Below are 19,936 nucleotides of genomic sequence, written 5' to 3' on the forward strand. Positions count from 1 at the left end.
GCTTTTACTACGGGCACCGGGTTCCGGTGTCCGTCGCCGCCGGCTGAGCAGCCGCCGCAACGAACGCCCCGGGCCCGAGGAGCCCGGGGCGTTTCTCGTTCCCGGGCCCGGAGGCTCCCGCCCCCGCCAGGAGACCGAGATGACCGCCACCAGCACCCCCGCCGACGAGCGCATCGCCGAGCTGCGCGGGGAGATCGACGCCTGCGACGCCGAGCTGATCCGGCTCGTGCAGCGCCGCCTCGCCGTGTCGCAGGAGATCGGCCAGCTGCGCCGCGCCACCGGCGGCACCCGGCTCTCCCTCGCCCGGGAGCAGCAGGTGATCGCCCGCTTCCAGGACGCGCTGGGGGCCGACGGCGCCGCGCTCGGGATGATGCTGCTGCGCCAGGGCCGCGGCCGCCTGTGAGCCGGGATGTCACGCCGCGGGCGGCTGCGTCGTCTGCAGGGGCATGACGACCGCACGTGCCGCCCGCATCCCGCTCGACCCGCCGCGCACCCTGCTCACCCGGGTCGCCGACTGGTACTCGCGCCGCACCTACGGCTCGACGCTCGACCCCGCCGCCGCGATGGGCCACCACCCCCGCGTCCTCCTGACCGAGTTCCGCCACGAGCGGTCCCTCGGCAGGTGGAACCGGCTCGACCCGACGCTGAAGCACCTCGCCGTCCTGTCCGCGGCGGTGACCGTGGGCTGCTCCTGGTGCGTGGACTTCGGTCACTGGGTGAGCACGCAGGAGGGCATCGACCCGGCGAAGGTCCGCGCCGTACCGGTCTGGCGCACCAGTGACGCCCTGACCGACCTCGAGCGGCGGGTGGTCGAGTACGCCGAGGCGATGAGCACCACCCCGTTGGGCGTGACCGACGAGATGGTCGCCGGCCTGCGGCGCCACCTCGACGACGCCGCACTGGTGGAGCTCACGATGATGGTGTCCGTGGAGAACGCCCGGTCGCGCACGAACGGCGCCCTGGGCCTGTCCAGCCAGGGCTTCCGCGACCGCTGCGAGCTCCCGGCCCGCGCGTGAGCGGCCTCCTGCCGGTCTTCGACGCGCACCGGCGGCTGCTGTTCGGTGTCGCCTACCGGATGCTGGGCAGCGTCGCCGACGCCGAGGACACCGTGCAGGAGGCCTGGCTGCGCTGGTCGGCGGCCGACCGGGACGACGTGGCCGACCCGCGCGCCTGGCTCGTCCGGACGACCACCCACCTGGCGCTGGACCGGCTGACCTCCGCCCGTGCCCGCCGCGAGACCTACGTCGGCCCGTGGCTGCCCGAGCCGCTGCTCACCGGCGCGCCGCTCAGCGGTACCGGGCCCGACCCCGCCGACGAGGTGGAGCTCGGCGAGCAGGTGTCGCTGGCGCTGCTCGTCGTCCTGGAGACCCTCTCCCCCGCCGAGCGGGCCGTGTTCGTGCTCCGCGAGGTGTTCGGGCTGCCCGCCGCCGAGGTGGCCCGTGCGCTGGACCGGTCCGAGGCCGCGATCCGCCAGCTGGGGCACCGCGCCCGGGAGCACGTGGCGGCGCGCCGTCCGCGGTTCGACGCCGACCGGCAGGCGCACCGGGAGGTGACCGAGCGCTTCCTGGCCGCGTGCGTCGGCGGCGACCTCGACGCGCTGCTGGCCGCGTTGGCGCCGGGCGCCGCGCTCGTGACCGACGGCGGCGGACGGACCAAGGCCGCACTGCGGCCGATCGTCGGCGCGGACAAGGTGGCCCGCTTCCTCGCCGCCGTGGGCGGCGAGGGCGCGTCGCTCCCGGGGCTGCGGCTGGAACTGGCCGAGGTCAACGGCCTGCCCGGCGTCGCGGCCTGGACCGACGCCGGGCCCTTCGTCGCGATGTCGCTGGTCGTCGCCGACGGGCTGGTCCAGCAGGTCCTCGTGGTGCTCAACCCCGAGAAGCTGTCCGGACTGGGGGCCGGCGCGGCGCGCGCATAGGCTCCGCCGGTGACCGCGCCGCTGCCCCGGAAGCCCGCCGAGCACGTCGAGCGCGCCCTCTGCGTGCTCGCCCACCCCGACGACGTCGACTTCGGCAGCGCCGGGACGGTGGCCACCTGGACCTCCGCGGGCACCGAGGTGACCTACCTGATCGTCACCGACGGCGACGCCGGCGGCTTCGACGACACCCCGCGCGACCGCATGGGCCCGCTGCGCCGCGAGGAGCAGACGGCGGCGGCCAAGGCGGTCGGCGTCACCGACGTCCGCTTCCTCGGCTACCCCGACGGCCGGCTCGAGCTGACCCTCGACCTGCGCCGCGACATCGCGCGGGTGATCCGGCAGGTCCGGCCGCAGCGGGTGCTCACGAGCTCCCCCGAGCGCTTCTACGAGCGGATCGGCGCCAGCCATCCCGACCACATGACGGTGGGCGAGTCGACGCTGCGCGCCGTGTACCCCGACGCCCGCAACCCGTTCGCCTTCCCCGAGCTCCTGGGCGAGGAGGGCCTGGAGGCGTGGACGGTGTCGGAGGTGTGGCTGGGCGCCAGCCCCCGCGCCGACCACGCCGTCGACGTCACCGACGTCGTCGAGCTCAAGTTCGCCGCGCTGAAGAGCCACGTGTCGCAGGTGGGCCACCTCGACGACCTGGAGGCCTTCGTCACCGGCTGGATGGCGCAGAACGCCCGCGCCCACGGCCTCCCGGACGGTCGTCTCGCCGAGACCTTCCACGTGGTGCACACCGCCTGACGACGCGGACGGGGCCGGCCCCGGAGGAGCCGGCCCCGCCGCGACCAGGGATCAGGCGTCAGCGCCGTGGGAGTGGTCCAGCCCGCCGCCCCCGTCCTCCGCGAAGGTGCCCTGCGGACCGGCCGGCGCCGGCAGCGTGAACGGCCGGCCCGGGACCTGCTTGCCGACGACGCCGTTCACGCTCTCCGTGGAGTAGGCGAACGTGAGCATCGCGAAGGCGATCAGGTCGCTGTTCACGTCGAGCGCGAACAGGTCGAGGTTCTCGATCGTGTCGCAGGCCTCGTGGTAGCACGGGTCGAACTGCTCGCCCGCGGTGCCGCCCCAGATCGCCTGCTGCTCCTCGGTCTTGATCACCTCGGCCCCGGTGAACAGACCGCTCGACGGGATGTCGGCGAGGATGAACGCCTCGTAGTCGCTCCGGCCGGAGAACTCGGTGTCGTCGTACGGCTGACCGATCGCGGTGTAGTACGACTCGTAGACGTCCTCGATGGCCGTCGAGCCCGCGGGGATCGGGACCCCCTCGGGTGCCGGGAACGTCGACTGGTCGGCGTCGTAGACCATGAAGACGTAGTTCGGCGAGCCGACCATGTCGTAGTTCATGTAGAGCGCGATCCGGTCCCGCTCGGCCTGCGACAGGCCCGCGACGTAGTCCGCCGACCCGACCAGGCCCTGCTCCTCCGCGGCCCACCAGGCGAACCGCAGCGTGTTCTCCGGGCGGGAGTTGGCCATCATCAGCGCCGTCTCGAGCAGCGCGGCCGAGCCGGAGCCGTTGTCGTTGATGCCCGGCCCCTCGATGACGCTGTCGAGGTGGGCGCCGGCCATGACCACGTTGTCCCGGTTCTTCCCGGGGAGCTCCGCGATCACGTTGTGGTCGGTGCGCGTCTCGGCAGGCAGGACCTGGACGTGCGCGGTCGAGCCCTCCTCCGCCAGCAGCAGACCGTCCTCGAAGCTGGCGCCGACGACCGGGATGCCGTGGGTGACCGGCCCGGGCGCGCCGGGGATCGGCTCGTCCACGCTCGTGGCGTCGGCGACGATGAGCTCCTCGCGGTCCGGTGTGTTGCCCTGGTTGAAGATGATCACGGCCTCGGCGCCGGCCTGTTCGGCGTAGTAGGCCTTGGTGCCGAAGAAGCACGTGCCGCGCTGGACGAGCGCGATGTCGGCATCCCCGCTCCAGTCGACGCCGGCGAAGTCCTCCGGCTCGCAGCCGCTGGTGGAGACCGCGTCCGGGCCCGTCGCCAGCTCGATGTCGATCGGGACGACCTGGCCCTCGACCGTGCCGGATCCGCTGCCGGTGAACACGCCGGTCTCGTACTCGGCCTCGGTCGGGGTCAGCTGCCGCAGCACCGCCGGGAAGTTGAAGGTGATCTCGACCGGGTCGAGCGTGACCTCGTAACCGGCCTCCTCGAGCAGGCCCGACACGTACGCGACGCTGTCGGCGTACCCATCGGTGCCCGCGGCCCGCGTGCCCGGGTAGACCGGGTCGGTGCTCTTGTCGGCGATCTCCTGGAACGCCTCGAGGTGCTCGAGGACGCCCCCGACCGTCACGCAGCGGAGCAGCTTCTCGTAGGTGTTGTTGCTGCGGTGCTCGCACCCGCCACCGCCGTGGCCGCCACCACCGCCACCGCCGCCCGGCGCCGCGACCGCGGCGGTCGCCGGCAGCGCGAGCGCCACCAGCAGCCCTCCCGCGCCCGCCGCCAGGGCCCTCGTGCCGGTCCTCGTGGATCTCGTTCGGCGATCTGCCATCCCGTGTCCCCTCGTCGGGCCCGCCGGCGTGGTGGCCGGCGGGCGCGTACCGGTCCCCCGATCGGGTGAGGATGGCCCCGCCTCCAGGGGACGTACAGGGAACGCCCAGGATCCGATGTGACCCAGGGCACACACACCGGCGGGACGTGACCGTCCGTGTCCGGGAGGACACCGTCCGGCTCAGAGGAGGCGGTTGGTGGCGGCCCAGCGGGTCAGCTCGTTGCGGTTGGACAGCTGCAGCTTGCGCAGCACGTTCGACGCGTGCGACTCCACCGTCTTCACCGAGATGAACAGCCGCGAGCCGATCTCCCGGTAGGTGTAGCCGCGCGCGAGCAGCTGCATGACCTCGCGCTCGCGGGCGCTGAGCAGGTCGAGGCCGGGGTCGGTCGCCGGGTCCTCCGGCTGCGGGGCCGACGGCGAGCTGGCGGCGAAGGCGTCGAGCACGAACCCGGCCAGCCGGGGGCTGAAGACGACGTCGCCCTCCGCCACCCGCTGCACGGCCGCGACGAGCTCCGGCCCGGAGATGGTCTTCGTGACGTAGCCGCGGGCGCCCGCGCGGATGACCGCGATGACGTCCTCGGCGGCGTCGGACACCGACAGCGCCAGCCAGCGCACCTCCGGCAGCTCGGCGCGCAGCGCCTCGAGCACCGCGCGCCCACCGCCCCCGGGCAGGTGCACGTCGAGCAGCACGACGTCGGGCGCGGCGGCGCGGATGCCGGCGATCGCGGAGTCGGCGTCGGCGGCCTCGCCCACGACCGTGACCGAGTCGCCGAGCTCGTGCCGGACGCCGGCCCGGACCATCGCGTGGTCGTCGACGAGGAACACGCGGGTGGTCACGCGGCCGCCTCGCGCGGCAGCACGAGCTCGATCTCGGTGCCCTCGCCCGGCGCGGAGCGGACCGTCGCCGTCCCGCCCAGCCGGGTCAGCCGGCCGGTGACCGAGTCGCGCAGCCCGCGCCGGTCGACGGGGACGGCGTCCGGGTCGAAGCCGGCGCCGCGATCGCGCACGAACACCGACACCTGCGCCGCGGTGACCTCGGTGTAGAGGTCGGCGGAGGTCACGCCGGAGTGCTTGGCCGCGTTGACCAGCGCCTCGCGGGTGGCGGCCCCGAGGGCGGCGAGGGCGTCGTCGACCGGCGCGTCGCCCACGACGACGGGGTCGACGGTGAGGGCGTGGTCGCCCTCCACCTCGGTGATCATCTCCGAGACCAGCGCCGCCCAGGTGCCGCCGGCCGCCGTCCGCGGCTCGTACAGCCAGGTGCGCAGCTCCCGCTCCTGGCTGCGGGCCAGCCGGGCGACGGCCTGCTGGTCGTCGGCGTGCCGCTGGATGAGCGCGAGGGTCTGCAGGACCGAGTCGTGCAGGTGCGCGGCGACGGCGGCCCGCTCCTCCGAGCGGATGCGGGCGGTGCGCTCGTCCTCGCGGGAGTCCAGCAGCCGCCGCCAGAACGGGGCGGTGGCCAGCAGGATGCCGGCGAGGATGACCACCGTCGCGACGAAGCCGTTGCGCGCGTTGGCCAGCTGGCCGGTGGTGGCCAGCAGCAGGACCAGGCCGAGCGCGGCGAGCGCGGCGCCACCGGCGAGCACCCAGCGGACGCCGGGCCGGGTCAGCGTGCGGTCGGTGTCCAGCTGCCGCCAGATGACCGCCAGGCCGCCGCCGACCAGCAGCAGCGGCGCGATGAGGTCGTTGTCCCCCCAGGTGGCGAGGTTGGTGACGAGCACCAGCGCGCCGAGGGCGACGAACGCCAGCCCCACGGTCTGCCGGCGGCTGGGCTGCGCGGCCTGCGCCGGGTCCACCTCGCCGAGCGGCACGAAGAACCACAGCAGGACGTAGGCGACGACGCCGATGCCGGTCATCGCCAGCGCCACGAACAGCGCGCGCACCACGAGCGGGTCGGCGCGCAGGTGCGCCGCGGTGCCGGCGGCGACGCCGGCGAGCATGCGGCCCGACCGCGGCCGGACCAGCGGCGGCCGCTCGGGCTGCCCGGGCGCCGCCGGCGACACCGTCAGCAGCGGCGCTGCCGCGGGCTGCGCCGGTGCGACGCCCCCGGACGGCACGGCGGCCTGCGGCACCACGGCGGCGGGGGCCGGCACACCGGCCGGTGGCTGCACACCGACCGGGAGCCCGCCCACGGAGGTCGGCACGGTCCTCGTCACGGTCCGATCGTCGCACCGTGCGGGCCGCTCCCGGTACCGGGAAGGCCCCGGACGGGCAGGACCAGGGTCGGATGGGGGCCTTCCCCGATGCCGGGAGAGCGCGCCGGTCGGCACGCTCTGTGCCATGACCGCCGCATCCCCTCCTCCCCCCGCTCCCCTCGTCGAACCACCACCGGTCCGGCCCGCCCTCCGGCGCAGCCGCACCGACAAGTACGTCGGCGGTGTCGCCGGCGGGCTCGCCCAGTACAGCGGCGTCGACCCGCTGCTGTGGCGGGTCGGCTTCGTCGCCCTCACCCTCGCCGGCGGCACCGGCATCGCGATCTACCTGCTGCTGTGGCTGCTCATGCCGGCCGGCCCGAAGCAGACCGACGGCGCACCCGCCGCCCCGCCGGGGCCGCGTTCCCCCGTCGCCGGGATCACCGTCGCCGGGCTGCTCATCGTCGTCGGCCTGATGGTGCTGGTCACCCGCTACACGCCCCTCGACCCGGGCCCGCGGGGCTTCCTCGCCGGGGCGCTGCTCGTGGTGGGGCTGGGCCTGGTGGCGTCGGCCTTCGTCCGCAACCGGGCGCCGCGCGGCGGGCTCATCGCGCTCGGCTCGGTGCTCACGCTCGCGCTGCTGTTCACCTCGTCGGTGTCGGCGTGGAACGACGGCGAGGGCCCGCGCGGCGGCGTCGGCGACCGCGAGTACCGGCCGACGAGCGTCGCCGGGATCCAGCCGGAGTACCGGCTCGGCGCCGGCAACCTCGAGCTCGACCTGTCGGAGATCGACGTCGACGACATCACGCGGACCGTCGACATCGCCATCGACCACGGCGCCGGTGACCTCGAGGTCACGGTGCCCGAGGACGCCGACGTCCGGGTGGTCCTCGACCAGGGGATCGGCGACGTGGACGTCTTCGGCCAGAGCGGCGACGGCTACTTCCCCGCCGAGGACGACGACGAGAGCGACAACCGTCCCGAGTTCCGTCTGACCATCGAGCACGGTGTCGGCAACGTGGAGGTGTCCCGTGCCTGACTACAGCGAGTTCCCGACCACCCCGACCGGCTGGCAGGAGCGCGCGCTGGCCGAGGACTGGCAGCACCACACGGCGAGCCTGCTGCCCGTCGAGGAGCCGCCGCGCCGGCGCCGTCCCGACCTGGTGGCCCTGGTGCCCGGCGTCGCCTTCGTCCTCCTGGCGCTGACCTTCCTGGCCGGGGTGACCCTGCCGCTGGAGTTCCTCGCCGACGGCGGCCTGCTGTGGCTGCTGCTGGTCGGCGCGGGAGTCGTGCTCCTGGTGAGCGAGTTGCGGAAGGCGCGCCGCAGGCGCTGACCGGCACGGGGAGGGCGGCCACGAGGGCCCGGGGAGCTGGCGCTCCCCGGGCCCTCCGGCGTGTCAGGGGACGTGGGGTCGGGCGGTCCCGCGCGCGACGAACTCCAGCGCCCGCCCGAACAGCAGCTCGGTGGCGGCCGGGTCGTACTCGGCCGGCAGTCCCGCGTCGGTGAACAGGTGGCCCGCCGTGTCGTAGGCGAACACCTCGAGCTCCGCACCGGCCGCCGCGACGTCGGCGGCGAACGCGGCGTCCCACTCCGGCGACGCGAGCGGGTCCCCGGTGGCCCGGTGCAGCTGGGCCGGGAGGCCGGCGGGCCAGCCGGCGGCCCCGAGCACCGCCATCGGCAGGGCGCCGGAGAACAGCAGGACGCCGCCGCAGCGCCGCCGGGTGGCCACGTGCTCGGCCATCCCGGCGCCGTTGGAGAACCCGGCGGCCACGAAGCCGTCCGGCAGATCGCGCACCGCCTCCTCCGCCCGGGCCATCAGCGCCGGGAAACCGACCTCCTCGACGAACGCGCCGGCCTCGCCGTAGTCGTCGAAGACCCGCCCGTCGTACTGGTCGACGACGAGGACGTCGTGCCCGGCGGCGCGGAACCGGCCGGCCGCGTCGGTGACGCCCTGCCGGACGCCGAGGACGGAGGAGAAGAGCGCGATCGCTGCCATGCGACGACCGTCCCGCACGGTCGGTGACACCGTCCTGTCACCGACTCCTGCCAGGATCCCGGCGTGAACCGCACCGACCGGTTGCACGCACTGACCGAGGAGCTGCGCCGGGCAGGTCCGCGCGGGCGCACCGCCGCGCGGCTGGCGGCCTGGCTGGAGGTGTCCACCCGCACGGTCAAGCGCGACGTCGACGCGCTGCAGCAGGCCGGGGTGCCGATCTGGGCCTCGTCGGGGCCGGGCGGCGGCTACGTGCTCGACGCCGCGGCCACGCTGCCGCCGGTGAACCTGACGCCGGCACAGGCGGTCGCCGTCGCGGTGGCGCTGGCCGGGGCGCGGGACGCGCCGTTCGCCGCCGACGGCCGGGCGGCGCTGGAGAAGGTGCTCGACGTCCTGGGCCCGGCGGCGCGGGCGGAGGCCGAGCGGCTGGGCGCGCGGGTGTGGGTGCGGTCCGGCGCCGGGCGGCCCGACCCGGCGCCGGTGGTCGAGGAGGCGCTGGCCCGCCGCCGCGTCGTCGCCCTCACCTACCGGGACCGGACGGGGACGACGTCCCGGCGGCGGGTGGAACCGCACCTGCTCGCCCGCACCGGCGGCCGCTGGTACCTGGTCGGCTGGTGCCGGGAGCGGGACGCCCCGCGCTGGTTCCGGTGGGACCGGATCGAGGCGGCCGCCCTCACCACCGAGCCGGCGCCGGAGCGGGACCCGGCCGTCTACGGCACTCCCCCGCCCGACGCGCGGAGCGTGCGGCCGGGCTGAGGGACGCACCGGATCAGGTCCACACCACCCGCGCGGAGGCCTGGCCGGTCTTCTCGAAGTACTCGACCCGCACCTCGTGCGTCCCCTCGGTGAGGGTCACCGTCGCCGAGCCCGTGCCGCCGGTCGCCCAGCGGTCGATCCTCAGCCGGCCGTCCACGAAGACCCGGATCCCCTCGTCGGCGCTCGCGGTGAAGGTGTGGGCACCGGCGGGGAAGGAGAAGACGCCGGACCAGCGGGCCGAGAAGTTGTTCTGCCCGACTCCCGGCGGACCGCCGCTCCCCCAGTTCCGGTCCAGCGGCGCCGCCTCGCAGGCGGTCGACACGGGACTGCCCGACAGGTTGCGGTTGGAGAAGTACTGCGCCCGGTACTGCGCGGCCGGGCACGTGGACCGGAAGGTCGCGGTGTGGGTGACCGCGGTCGACCCGGCGGTCACCTGGTGGGTCTGCGCCCCTCCGTCGGACCACGAGACGAACTCCTGCAGCCCACCCGCCGACGTCTGCGGGGACGGAGCGGACAGGCTCGTCGTGGCGCCCACGATGAGCGTGGCCGTGAAGGGCGTCGCGGCGGTCCTGGTCCCGAGCGTCGCCTGCAGGCCGGCCGGCTGCGTGGCGACGGTGACCTGCACGGTGCGCGGCTGCAGGTCACGGGTCACGGTGGCCGTCCGTCCGGAGGCGTCCCGGGCGGTCAGCCGGAGGGAGAGGTGGGCCGGGTACTCGTGGTCGGGCGCGGCGATGGAGGCACCCGACACCCCCGTCCAGGACTGCAGCGGGTGGTCGTGGCAGGCGTCGGGACAGTGCCTGAGGACCATCTCCCAGCTCAGCGCACCCGGCGGCAACGGCTGCCCGGCGGCGTCGGTGGCCGATCCGGAGAAGGAGATCGTCTCGCCGACCTGCCAGGTGGTACCGGCGGCCGGGGTGGTGATCTGCGGAACGGGGTCGCCGGTGGGCGCCGAGGTGCTCCAGCCGAGCCTCGCGACCGCGTTCCCACCGGTCTCGAACCACTCGACGCGGACCTGGTGGGCGCCCGCGGTCAGCGACCGGACGCCGGTGAAGGTGGTGGCCGACTGGTCGCGCCACTCGTCGATGACCGTGGTGCCGTCGACCGCCACCCGGATCCCGTCGTCGCTCACGGCGGTGAACGTGGTGTCCCCGGCCGGGAAGTCGAACGTGCCGGTCCAGCGGGCGGAGAAGTTGTCGGGCCCGACGCCGGCCGGAGCGCCGGCACCCCAGTCGTGCGACAGGGGCGCCGCCTCGCAGACGGTGACCGCGGGTGTCCCGGTGAGCGTCCGGTTCGGGAAGTACTCGGCGAGGTACTGCCCGGCCGGGCACGACGTCGGGGTCGGGGTGGTCCCGTCGTGGACGACCCGGCGGATGGTCCCCCCGTTGAGGTCGGCGTAGAAGAGCTCGCCCTGCGGCGAGAGCTCGAGGTCGACCGGGCCGGCCGCGTCGGTGACGAAGGGACGGGCCTTGAGCCGGTCGGGCAGCCCGTCGGTCCCCTTGGTCATCACCCAGATGCAGTTGCGCGAGTAGTCCGAGAAGAACAGGGCGCCGTCGTACTCGGCCGGGTAGGCGCCACCCGCGTAGAACTGGAACGAGACGCCGGAGGTCGACGAGCCGCGGGTGACGTTGCAGTTGTCGTTGGCGTTGAGCGGCTGGCCGTGCCGGTACGGGTAGTACGGCGCGGTGACGGCGGAGGCGCCCTGTGCGTACAGGTCCTCGCACACCGACAGGTCCAACCCGTCGTAGGCGGCCTGCCGGTCGTTCCCCTCGTAGCAGGGCCAGCCGAAGTTGGTGACGCCGCCGGTCGGGGACGCCAGGCGGTCGATCTCCTCGTAGGCGCCCCACCCGACGTCGCCGATCCACAGCTCGTCGGTGCCGGGGCGCTGCGTCATGCGGAAGGGGTTGCGGAGGCCGTACGCCACGATGCGCCGGGCGTTCGCGTCCGCCGAGGAGGCGTTGGGGTTGTCCGGCAGCGCGGCCCCGGTGTCCGGGGAGACACGGATGACGGTGCCGTCGAGGGTGACCGGGTCGCCGGCCGTGCGCAGGTCCTGCGAGCGCAGCGCGCCACCCTGCGCGGTCGGCGGGACCATGGCACCGCCGACGCCACCGGGCGGGTCACCGCAGGGGTTGACGGGGTTGCCGTCCTGACCGAAGTCGGCGAAGTCGAAGCTGGCGCCGTCGCCGGCGGAGGCGTACAGCGCGCCGTCCCGACCGAAGACCAGGTCGCCGGTGCTGTGGCTCGGGTACTGCTGGCACCAGTCGTGCACCAGGTCCTGCTTGGTCGTCGTCGTGCCGGTGAGCGTCAGCTTGACCAGCTTCCCGCTCACCACGCAGCCGTCGCTCGTGGCGCCGGGCGGGTTGGGACACGGGTCGCTGTCGGCGCCCGCCGTCCCCCAGCGGGGGGCAGAGCCGCCGACCGGCCCGTCGAAGGCGTACAGGGCGTACAGGTACGGCCGGGTCGGGAAGCCGGGGTCGACGGCCAGGCCGAGCAGCCCGCGGTCCCAGAAGTTGTGCACCTCGGTGCGCAGGTCGGCGACCTGGGTGGCCGTCGTGTCCCCGAGCCCGTCGTACATCTGGATCGTGCCGCGCTTCTCGGCGACGAACACCCGGCCGTCGGGCGCGAACCGCACCGCCGTCGGGTTGACCAGGCCGCTGAACGCGGTGGTGTCGGTGAAGCCGGCCTGCGGCGCCGCGGCGGCCGGCGCGGCCGACGTCACGACGACGGCCAGGCACGCGGAGGCGACGAGCAGGAGAGCGGCAGCCGCCACCGCGGCGGCGTGGACGGTGCGTCGCAGGTACCCAGCCGAGCAGGCCATGGTCACCCCCCGTGTCCGCCCGGCCTGCCGTGGCCGAGGGGACGCGACGCTAGATCCGGCCTCCCACAGGAGGAGACCCCCTGCCGCCCGGGCAGGCTGTGGTCTACGTCACACAGCGCGGCGTCACGGAAGGTGACCCTGCTCTCCGGGCCCGGGTGAGCGTCACTCCCACTCGATGGTGCCCGGCGGCTTGCTCGTCACGTCGAGGACGACGCGGTTGACCTCGGGCACCTCGTTGGTGATCCGCGTGGAGATCCGGGCGAGCACGTCGTAGGGCAGCCGGGTCCAGTCCGCCGTCATCGCGTCCTCGCTGGACACCGGGCGCAGCACCACCGGGTGCCCGTAGGTGCGCCCGTCGCCCTGGACGCCGACCGAGCGGACGTCGGCCAGCAGCACCACCGGGCACTGCCAGATCTCGGAGTCCAGCTTCGCCGCGCTGAGCTCCTCGCGGGCGATCGCGTCGGCCCGCCGCAGCACGTCGAGCCGGTCGCGGGTGACCTCGCCGACGATGCGGATGCCCAGGCCCGGACCGGGGAACGGCTGGCGCTGCACGAGCCGGTCGGGCAGGCCGAGCTGCCGGCCCACCTCGCGCACCTCGTCCTTGAACAGGGTCCGCAGCGGCTCGACGAGGGTGAACTGCAGGTCCTCGGGCAGCCCGCCGACGTTGTGGTGGCTCTTGATGTTGGCCGTGCCGGTGCCGCCGCCGGACTCCACGACGTCGGGGTAGAGCGTCCCCTGCACCAGGAAGTCGACGGTCTCGCCGTGCGCCTGGGCGTCGGCGACGACGTCGGTGGCCGCCTGCTCGAACACCCGGATGAACTCGCGGCCGATGATCTTCCGCTTCTGCTCCGGGTCGCTGACGCCGGCCAGCGCGGTGAGGAACTGATCGCTCGCGTCGACCACCCGCAGATCGGCGCCGGTGACCTCGGCGAAGTCGCGCTCGATCTGCTCGGTCTCGCCCTGCCGCATGAGCCCGTGGTCGACGTAGACGCAGGTGAGCCGGTCGCCGATGGCCCGCTGCACCAGCGCGGCGGCGACGGCGGAGTCGACGCCGCCGGACAGCGCGCACAGCGCCCGCCGGTCGCCGATCTGCTCGCGGATGCGCTCGACCTGCTCGTCGACGACGTTGCTCATCGTCCAGCTGCGCTCGAGCCCGGCGATGTCGAACAGGAAGTGCTCGAGCACCGTCTGCCCGTGCGCGGTGTGCCGCACCTCGGGGTGGAACTGCACGCCGGCCAGCCGCCGGTCGACGTCCTCGAATGCGGCCACCGGCGCGCCGGTGGAGGTGGCGGTGACGGTGAAGCCGGGCGGCGGCGTGCTGACGGCGTCGCCGTGGCTCATCCACACCGACTGCTCCACCGGCAGGTCGCCGAACAGCCGGCCCTGCGTGGTGACGGTCAGCGGGGTGCCGCCGTACTCGCGGTCGCCGGTGTGCGCGACCGTGCCGCCGAGCGACTGGGCCATCGCCTGGAAGCCGTAGCAGATGCCGAAGGCGGGCACGCCGCCCTCGAAGAGCGCCGGGTCGACCTGCGGCGCCCCCTCGGCGTAGACGCTGGAGGGGCCGCCGGAGAGCACGATCGCCGCCGGCCGCCGCTCCAGGATCTCCGCCGCGGACACCGACGACGGGACGATCTCGGAGTAGACGCCGGCCTCGCGGATCCGGCGGGCGATGAGCTGGGCGTACTGGGCGCCGAAGTCGACGACGAGGACGGTCGGGAAGTCCATCAGTCGGGTCGACCGCCGATCACGAGGTCCACCCGCTGGAACTCCTTGAGGTCGCGGTAGCCGGTCTTGGCCATCGTGCGGCGCAGCGCGCCGAAGAGGTTGGTGCGGCCGTCGGAGGTCTCGGCCGGCCCGAGCAGCACCTGCTCCAGCGAGCCCGCCGCCGGGATCGGCGCCGACGTCCCGCCGCGGGGCAGCCGCGGGTGCGCGGCCACCGAGTCCCACCACACGCCGCCGGCCGGGGCCTCCTTCGCCGCGCGCAGCGGCTCGCCGACCTGGACGGCGTCGGCACCGCAGGCCAGCGCCCGCGCGATCGCGCCGCTGGTCTCGATCCGGCCGTTGGCGATCACGTGCACGTACCGGCCGCCGGTCTCGTCGAGGTAGTCGCGGCGGGCCGCGGCGGCGTCGGCGATCGCGCTGGCCAGCGGCACGCGCACGCCCATGACCGCGTCGCCGGTGGAGAAGCTGTCGGCGCCGACGCCCACGATCACGCCCGCCGCGCCGGTGCGCATGAGGTGCAGCGCCGTCTGGTAGTTCGCGGCGCCGCCCACGATCACCGGCACGTCGAGGTCGGCGATGAACTCCTTGAGGTTCAGCGCGGACCCGGTCTTGGTCACGTGCTCGGCGGAGACGATCGTGCCCTGGATGACCAGCAGGTCGACCCCGGCGGCGAGCACGGCCGGGGCGAGCAGCTCGGTGTGCTGGGGCGAGACGCGCACCGCCGTCGTCACCCCGGCGTCGCGCATCTCCTTGATACGGGCGCTGATCAGATCGGGCTTCACCGGCTCGGCGTAGACCTGCTGCAGCAGCGAGACCGGCGGCGGCGCCTCGGCCGCGGCGTCGCGCAGCTGGCGGTAGACCGGCAGCGGGTCGTCGTAGCGGGTCCACAGCCCCTCGGCGTTGAGCACGCCGAGGCCGCCGGCCTGCCCGACGGCGATCGCCGTGGCGGGGCTGACCACGGCGTCGCTCGGGCTGGTGACCAACGGGATCTCGAAGCGGAAGGCGTCGATCTGCCAGGCGGTGGAGACGTCGTCGACGTCGCGGGTGCGGCGGGACGGGACGATGGAGACCTCGTCGAGGTCGTAGCCCCGCCGGGCGAAGCGGTTCAGACCGATCTCGACGGTGTCGCGGCTGGGCATGGTCAGCGCCCCCGGTAGTTCGGGGCCTCGACGGTCATCTGGATGTCGTGCGGGTGGCTCTCGGTCAGGCCCGCCGCGGTGATGCGGGTGAGCTGGCCGCGCTCCTGCAGGTCGGCGACGGTGGCCGCGCCCGCGTAGCCCATCGACGCCCGCAGGCCACCGACGAGTTGGTGGGCGACGGTGGCGAGCAGGCCGCGGTAGGGCACCTGGCCCTCGATGCCCTCGGGGACGAGCTTGTCGTCGGAGAGGACGTCGTCGGCGAAGTAGCGGTCGCGGCTGAAGGACTGGTTGCCGCGCTTCTGCATCGCGCCCAGCGAGCCCATGCCGCGGTAGGTCTTGAACTGCTTGCCGTTCATGAACACGAGCTCGCCCGGCGCCTCCTCGACGCCGGCGAACAGCCCGCCGATCATCACGGTGTCCGCGCCCGCGACCAGCGCCTTGGCGATGTCGCCGGAGTACTGCAGGCCGCCGTCGGCGATGACCGGGACGCCGGCCGGCTTGCACGCCAGGCTCGCCTCGTAGACGGCGGTGATCTGCGGGACGCCGACCCCGGCGACCACGCGGGTGGTGCAGATCGAGCCCGGGCCGACGCCGACCTTGACGGCGTCCGCGCCGGCGTCGACCAGCGCCTGCGCGCCGGCGCGGGTGGCCACGTTGCCGCCGACCACCTGCACGCCACCGTCGCCGCCGAAGTCCTCCCGCACCCGGGCGACCATGTCGAGCACGGCGCGCTGGTGGCCGTGCGCGGTGTCGACGACGATCACGTCGACCCCGGCGTCGACCAGCAGGCCGGCCCGCTTGTAGGCGTCCTCGCCGACGCCGAGCGCGGCGCCCACGACGAGGCGGCCGTCGGCGTCCTTGGTGGCGTTCGGGTACTGGTCGCGCTTGACGAAGTCCTTGACGGTGATGAGCCCGCGCAGCCGGCCGGCGTCGTCGACGATCGGCAGCTTCTCGATCTTGTGCTGGGACAGCAGCCGCAGCGCGGTGTCGGCGTCGACCCCGACCGGGGCGGTGACCAGCGGCATCGGCGTCATGACGTCGCGGACGAGCCGGTGCTGGTCGGTCTCGAAGCGCATGTCGCGGTTGGTGACGATGCCGACCAGGACACCCTCGGCGTCGACGACGGGGGCGCCGGAGATGCGGTAGCGGCCCGACAGCGCGTCGACCTCGGCGAGGGTGTTGTCCGGCGAGCAGGTGACCGGGTTGGTGACCATGCCGGCCTCGGAGCGCTTGACCAGGTCGACCTGGCCGGCCTGCTCCTCGGCGGCGAGGTTGCGGTGCAGGATGCCGACGCCGCCGACGCGGGCCATGGCGATCGCCATGCGGGCCTCGGTCACGGTGTCCATGGCGCTGGAGACCAGCGGCACGGCCAGCCGGATGCCGCGGGTCAGCCGGCTGCTGGTGTCGACCTCCGCAGGGACGACGTCGGACTCACCGGGGATGAGCAGGACGTCGTCGTAGGTGAGGCCGAGCGGAGCGAACTTCGCCGGCAGCTCGGGGATCCGGTCATCGGGCTGCATGATCGCCGCCACCCTCTCCGTCGGTTCGCCCCCGGCCGGGCGCGCGGGAACCACCCCCGATCGTAGGCGGGACGCCGCGGGAGCCGGGACGGCCTCCGCGCACGCGTGGGAACCGCGGGCGGAGGCGGCTACCGTGGTCCCCCGGACGTGCGCCCGCGCGCCCGCACCAGAGAGCGACCGCGCCGCACGAGGGAGGAGGCACCGTGGGTCCCTTCGACGACCTGCCGGGCCCCGACTCAGGCTCCACGCCGTCGGACCCGCCGCCGCTCACCATGGAGGAGCGCGCCGGCGTCCTCGACGACCTCGCCGAGCTCGAGGTGTTCCGCACCCTGCTCGAGCCCACCGGCATCAAGGGCATCGTCGTCGACTGCCCCGACTGCGACGAGGAACACCACGTCGACTGGGCGCTGATGCAGGCCAACCTGCGCCAGCTGCTCGAGGAGGGGCAGACCGGCCGGCACGAGCCGCCGTTCGACCCCGACCCCGACGACTACGTCAGCTGGGACTACGCCAGCGGCTACGCCGACGGGGTGGCCGCGATGGCCGAGCGCGAGGAGCCCGGGGGCGGCAGCACCGGCCGCCACGCCCGCGACGACTGAGCTCAGACGTCCCGGACGAGGGTCGCGAGGCGCCCGGCCAGCTCGGGGGTGACCTCCACCCGGTGCGCCTCCCGGGCGTGCGGCCCGACCCGGGCCATCAGCTCCTCGACCGACTCGGCCCGGACGACCGCCTCGCAGTCGAACCCGGCGTCGCGGCAGCGCAGCTCCTTCATCGTCGCCCCCTCCGGCGGCGGCCCCGTGCACGGCCAGCGTGCTCCCGGCCGGCCGCGCGGGCCAGGGGTACCGCCGCGTTCCGCGCGCCGGGACGAGAACGCGCCGAGGGCCCTCTCCGGTGATCCGGAGAGGGCCCTCGGCGTGCGTTCGTCAGGTCAGGACATCATCCCGCGGCGGAAGCCCGTCGCGACGGCCTCGGCCCGGTCCTTGGCGCCCAGCTTGCGGAACAGCCGGCGGGCGTGGGTCTTGATCGTGTCCTCGGAGAGGTAGAGCTCGCGCCCGATCTGGGCGTTGCTCTTGCCCTGGCTCATGCCGGTGAGGACCTGCATCTCGCGCATGGACAGCGTCACCGCCGGCGTGGCCTCGCGGACCGGCGTGCTCACCGCGCGCGGGCCGGCGCCGTTGAGCGGCGTGGCCCACGCGGGCACCGGGCCGCCGACGGAGGCCAGCGGCACGGAGGCGCTGACCTGCTGCGGCGGGCGCGGACCCTCGGGGCGCAGGCCCACACGGGACAGGCCCAGGCCCATCTCCAGCGCGCTCGCGTCCCAGCGCAGGTAGCCCCGCGCGCCGACGGCGACCGCGCCGCGGACGGTCTCGGCGTCGTCAGGGGCGCCGAGCACCAGCACCGGCACACCCGGGTGGCTGCGCAGCACCGTCGTCGCCACGCTCAGGCCGGTGTCCACGGCGCGCTGCGTGCCGACCAGCAGCACGTCGGGCTGCCGGGTCGCCAGCCGCTGCATCAGCGCGACCGCGTCACCGACGACCTCGACGCGGCCCACGAACGGGAGGGCCACCAGGCGGGCGGCGACGTCGTCCCGCACGCGGCGGCGCTCGTCGTACACCCACACGGTCGTGGCACCGTGCCCGGGCCCACGCATCCTGTCGTCGATCACTCGCTGCTCCTCGTCTCCCCCGGCCGGGCGGGGCGCCCGGGTCACTCGACCCGGGGAACGGCACGGCCTGCAGTCACCTTGACCGCCGGTCGGGACGGGGAACACCCGTGCTCACCCTGCGGGGGGAGACGGGAGCCGGGAAAATGTCCGATCCCGGTGTGTTTGACCCCGGGGACCCTCGGGCACCGGCACCCCAGCAGCCGGACCGCCCCCTCCGGCTCGCACCGAGCCGAGGAGGACCGACATGGCCGACATCCGCCGACTGCCGACGCCCGTGGCCGAGGTCTGGGACTGGCAGCTGCACGGCGCCTGCCGTGGAGAGAGCACGGCCCTGTTCTTCCACCCGGACGGCGAGCGCGGCCCCGCGCGGGCCCGCCGCCAGGCCGCCGCCAAGGCCGTCTGCGCCCAGTGCCCGGTTGTGGAGGCGTGCCTCAAGCACGCGCTCAGCGTCCGCGAGCCCTACGGCGTGTGGGGCGGCATGAGCGAGGAGGAGCGGGCCCGGCTGATCGCCGCCGAGCCGGCCGCGGTCGCCGCGGGCGTCTAGCCGCACAGACGACGGGAGGGCCGGTCCAGCAGACGCTGGACCGGCCCTCCCGCTGTGTGCGGGTCGGGTCGCGTCCGGCTCAGCCCGTCCGCTCGGCGGTCATCAGCTCGTCGTGCACCCAGGTGACACCCCGGTCGGAGGACGTCTCGGCCGACCAGGTGAACGAGCGGGGCCGGACGTCGGAGAACCGCCAGCGCAGCCACGGGTCCTCGTCGTCGCTGAGCAGGAGGACGCCGCCGTCGCCGGTGGGGCGGCCGGTGAACCGCCGCACGCGACCGTTGACCGGGTCCATCCAGGTGGAGCGCCACGTCCCGGGGACGTGCGGGTCGGGGAAGCGGACCGTCGTCCCGTGGAACGCCCGCGGCGGGATCCCGGCGCCGGGCCGCCCCGGGCCGGGCACCACCCAGACGTCCTGCACCGCCCGGCCGCCGAGCACGCGGCCGACGTGCAGCTCCCCCTCGGCGGTCGCCCAGCGCCCGTCGGGTCCGAGGCCGCGCCAGGACAGCCGCCAGCTCCCCGTCAGCCGGCCGAACAGCGCGAGCGCGTCCTCGCCGTGGGGCTCCGGTGAGTGCAGGACCTCGTGCAGCACGGCGCCCTCCTCGTCAGGTTCCTGTCAGGACGACAGTAGGCTGTCACCATGACCGACGTCCAGGCTGCCTACCGCCTGCTCGTCGCCGACGTCTACGAGCTCGCCGGCACGTCCCGGCGCACCAGCGAGGCGATCGCCGCGACGGCCGGGCAGACCACCGCGCGGTGGCACGTGCTCAGCGTCCTGTCCGGGGCGCCGTCGACGGTGGCCACCGTGGCGCGCCGGCTGGGCCTCGCCCGGCAGTCGGTGCAGCGGGTGGCCGACGACCTCGTCACCGACGGCCTGGCCGCCCGCGCTCCCAACCCCGACCACCGCACCGCCCCCCTGCTGGAGCTCACGGAGGCGGGACGGGCGGCGCTGGCGGCGCTGGTCGAGCGCGGGGACGCCGACCGGGCGCGCGTCCTGGCCGCGGCGGGCACCTCCGCCGAGGAGCTGCTGGCCTGCCGGGCGGTCCTCCGGCGCCTGGTCGCCGCGCTCGACGGGCCCTGAGACGACGAGAGGGCCGGTCCAGCAGGTGCTGGACCGGCCCTCTCGCGGTGTGCGGGAACGTCCTGGCTCACCGCCGCGGGGGGGGGGGCCGCCCCCCCGGGGGGGGGGGGGGGGGGGGGGGGGGGGGGGGGGGGGGGGGGGGGGGGGGGGCCGGCCGCGCGGCTGGGTGGT

General features: G+C 75.0%; 21 protein-coding genes. 10 read left to right on the top strand and 11 right to left on the bottom strand.

The annotated features are described in order from the left end of the window. Positions 1 to 139: 139 nt before the first annotated feature. Genes ACI79X_RS15870 through ACI79X_RS15885 form a run of 4 tightly spaced genes read left to right on the top strand, consistent with a single transcriptional unit; the run spans position 140 to position 2,659 of the window. Positions 140 to 403 (top strand): chorismate mutase, encoded by a 264-nt coding sequence (locus ACI79X_RS15870; protein ID WP_457026380.1) that lies wholly within the window; start codon positions 140 to 142, stop codon positions 401 to 403. Positions 404 to 446: 43 nt separating this feature from the next. Continuing rightward, positions 447 to 1,016, top strand: a complete 570-nt coding sequence (locus ACI79X_RS15875; RefSeq protein WP_457026381.1) for a carboxymuconolactone decarboxylase family protein — start codon at positions 447 to 449, stop codon at positions 1,014 to 1,016. Continuing rightward, positions 1,013 to 1,915: an RNA polymerase sigma factor SigJ gene (gene sigJ / locus ACI79X_RS15880; RefSeq protein ID WP_457026382.1), complete on the top strand. Its 903-nt coding sequence runs from the start codon at positions 1,013 to 1,015 to the stop codon at positions 1,913 to 1,915. Before ACI79X_RS15875 ends, sigJ begins: the two co-directional genes overlap by 4 nt. A gap of 9 nt (positions 1,916 to 1,924) precedes the next feature. Next, positions 1,925 to 2,659 carry a PIG-L deacetylase family protein gene (locus ACI79X_RS15885; protein ID WP_457026383.1) on the top strand — a complete coding sequence of 245 codons (735 nt, stop codon included), beginning with the start codon at positions 1,925 to 1,927 and terminating at the stop codon, positions 2,657 to 2,659. A gap of 51 nt (positions 2,660 to 2,710) precedes the next feature. On the opposite strand, the gene ACI79X_RS15890 is transcribed toward ACI79X_RS15885, so the two are convergent. The 3 genes from ACI79X_RS15890 to ACI79X_RS15900 all read right to left on the bottom strand — a co-directional run bounded on the left by ACI79X_RS15890 (position 2,711) and on the right by ACI79X_RS15900 (position 6,555). Next, positions 2,711 to 4,330 (bottom strand): M28 family metallopeptidase, encoded by a 1,620-nt coding sequence (locus ACI79X_RS15890; RefSeq protein WP_457026384.1) that lies wholly within the window; start codon positions 4,328 to 4,330, stop codon positions 2,711 to 2,713. Between the two features lie 252 nt (positions 4,331 to 4,582). Beyond that, on the bottom strand, positions 4,583 to 5,239 hold the full coding sequence (locus ACI79X_RS15895) for a response regulator (protein WP_457026385.1): 657 nt from the start codon (positions 5,237 to 5,239) through the stop codon (positions 4,583 to 4,585). After that, a complete protein-coding gene (locus tag ACI79X_RS15900; RefSeq protein WP_457026386.1) occupies positions 5,236 to 6,555 on the bottom strand; it encodes an ATP-binding protein in 1,320 nt (439 codons plus the stop codon). The genes ACI79X_RS15895 and ACI79X_RS15900 overlap by 4 nt, the downstream gene beginning before the upstream one ends. A gap of 124 nt (positions 6,556 to 6,679) precedes the next feature. Between ACI79X_RS15900 and ACI79X_RS15905 the strand changes: the two genes are divergently transcribed. Together ACI79X_RS15905 and ACI79X_RS15910 are read left to right on the top strand one after the other, a co-directional pair. Next, a complete protein-coding gene (locus tag ACI79X_RS15905) occupies positions 6,680 to 7,570 on the top strand; it encodes a PspC domain-containing protein (protein WP_457026387.1) in 891 nt (296 codons plus the stop codon). Beyond that, on the top strand, positions 7,563 to 7,865 hold the full coding sequence (locus tag ACI79X_RS15910; RefSeq protein ID WP_457026388.1) for a hypothetical protein: 303 nt from the start codon (positions 7,563 to 7,565) through the stop codon (positions 7,863 to 7,865). The genes ACI79X_RS15905 and ACI79X_RS15910 overlap by 8 nt, the downstream gene beginning before the upstream one ends. Before the next feature lie 63 nt (positions 7,866 to 7,928). On the opposite strand, the gene ACI79X_RS15915 is transcribed toward ACI79X_RS15910, so the two are convergent. Next, the gene (locus ACI79X_RS15915; RefSeq protein ID WP_457026389.1) at positions 7,929 to 8,528 is read right to left on the bottom strand and encodes a dienelactone hydrolase family protein; all 600 of its coding nucleotides are present in this window, start codon (positions 8,526 to 8,528) and stop codon (positions 7,929 to 7,931) included. A gap of 63 nt (positions 8,529 to 8,591) precedes the next feature. Here ACI79X_RS15915 and ACI79X_RS15920 point away from each other — a divergent pair, with 63 nt between their 5' ends. After that, positions 8,592 to 9,281: a helix-turn-helix transcriptional regulator gene (locus ACI79X_RS15920; protein WP_457026390.1), complete on the top strand. Its 690-nt coding sequence runs from the start codon at positions 8,592 to 8,594 to the stop codon at positions 9,279 to 9,281. A gap of 13 nt (positions 9,282 to 9,294) precedes the next feature. Here the strand turns inward: ACI79X_RS15920 and ACI79X_RS15925 are convergent, their stop codons facing one another. The 4 genes from ACI79X_RS15925 to guaB form a co-directional block, all read right to left on the bottom strand. Next, a complete protein-coding gene (locus ACI79X_RS15925; RefSeq protein WP_457026391.1) occupies positions 9,295 to 12,096 on the bottom strand; it encodes a PA14 domain-containing protein in 2,802 nt (933 codons plus the stop codon). 162 nt (positions 12,097 to 12,258) lie between these two features. Next, positions 12,259 to 13,821 carry a glutamine-hydrolyzing GMP synthase gene (gene guaA / locus ACI79X_RS15930; RefSeq protein ID WP_457026392.1) on the bottom strand — a complete coding sequence of 521 codons (1,563 nt, stop codon included), beginning with the start codon at positions 13,819 to 13,821 and terminating at the stop codon, positions 12,259 to 12,261. Beyond that, a complete protein-coding gene (locus ACI79X_RS15935; RefSeq protein WP_457026393.1) occupies positions 13,821 to 14,957 on the bottom strand; it encodes a GuaB3 family IMP dehydrogenase-related protein in 1,137 nt (378 codons plus the stop codon). The genes guaA and ACI79X_RS15935 overlap by 1 nt, the downstream gene beginning before the upstream one ends. A gap of 2 nt (positions 14,958 to 14,959) precedes the next feature. Further along, entirely contained in the window at positions 14,960 to 16,477 is a 1,518-nt protein-coding gene (guaB, locus tag ACI79X_RS15940; RefSeq protein ID WP_457026394.1) for an IMP dehydrogenase, read from the bottom strand. A gap of 203 nt (positions 16,478 to 16,680) precedes the next feature. Here guaB and ACI79X_RS15945 point away from each other — a divergent pair, with 203 nt between their 5' ends. Beyond that, entirely contained in the window at positions 16,681 to 17,076 is a 396-nt protein-coding gene (locus ACI79X_RS15945; RefSeq protein ID WP_073421430.1) for a DUF5319 family protein, read from the top strand. 2 nt (positions 17,077 to 17,078) lie between these two features. On the opposite strand, the gene ACI79X_RS15950 is transcribed toward ACI79X_RS15945, so the two are convergent. After that, complete coding sequence (locus tag ACI79X_RS15950) at positions 17,079 to 17,249, bottom strand: DUF1059 domain-containing protein (protein ID WP_457026395.1); 171 nt, start codon at positions 17,247 to 17,249, stop codon at positions 17,079 to 17,081. A 156-nt stretch (positions 17,250 to 17,405) separates the two neighbouring features. Further along, positions 17,406 to 18,143 (bottom strand): response regulator transcription factor, encoded by a 738-nt coding sequence (locus tag ACI79X_RS15955; protein WP_457026396.1) that lies wholly within the window; start codon positions 18,141 to 18,143, stop codon positions 17,406 to 17,408. A gap of 244 nt (positions 18,144 to 18,387) precedes the next feature. On the opposite strand from ACI79X_RS15955, the gene ACI79X_RS15960 reads away from it, so the two are divergent. Continuing rightward, complete coding sequence (locus ACI79X_RS15960) at positions 18,388 to 18,687, top strand: WhiB family transcriptional regulator (protein ID WP_457026397.1); 300 nt, start codon at positions 18,388 to 18,390, stop codon at positions 18,685 to 18,687. Positions 18,688 to 18,766: 79 nt separating this feature from the next. On the opposite strand, the gene ACI79X_RS15965 is transcribed toward ACI79X_RS15960, so the two are convergent. Beyond that, positions 18,767 to 19,276 (bottom strand): hypothetical protein, encoded by a 510-nt coding sequence (locus ACI79X_RS15965; RefSeq protein WP_457026398.1) that lies wholly within the window; start codon positions 19,274 to 19,276, stop codon positions 18,767 to 18,769. Between the two features lie 48 nt (positions 19,277 to 19,324). On the opposite strand from ACI79X_RS15965, the gene ACI79X_RS15970 reads away from it, so the two are divergent. Then, positions 19,325 to 19,765, top strand: coding sequence for a MarR family winged helix-turn-helix transcriptional regulator (locus tag ACI79X_RS15970; protein ID WP_457026399.1), 441 nt, complete (start codon positions 19,325 to 19,327; stop codon positions 19,763 to 19,765). The last annotated feature ends 171 nt before the right edge of the window (positions 19,766 to 19,936 follow it).

The organism is Geodermatophilus sp. SYSU D01119 (assembly GCF_054049975.1).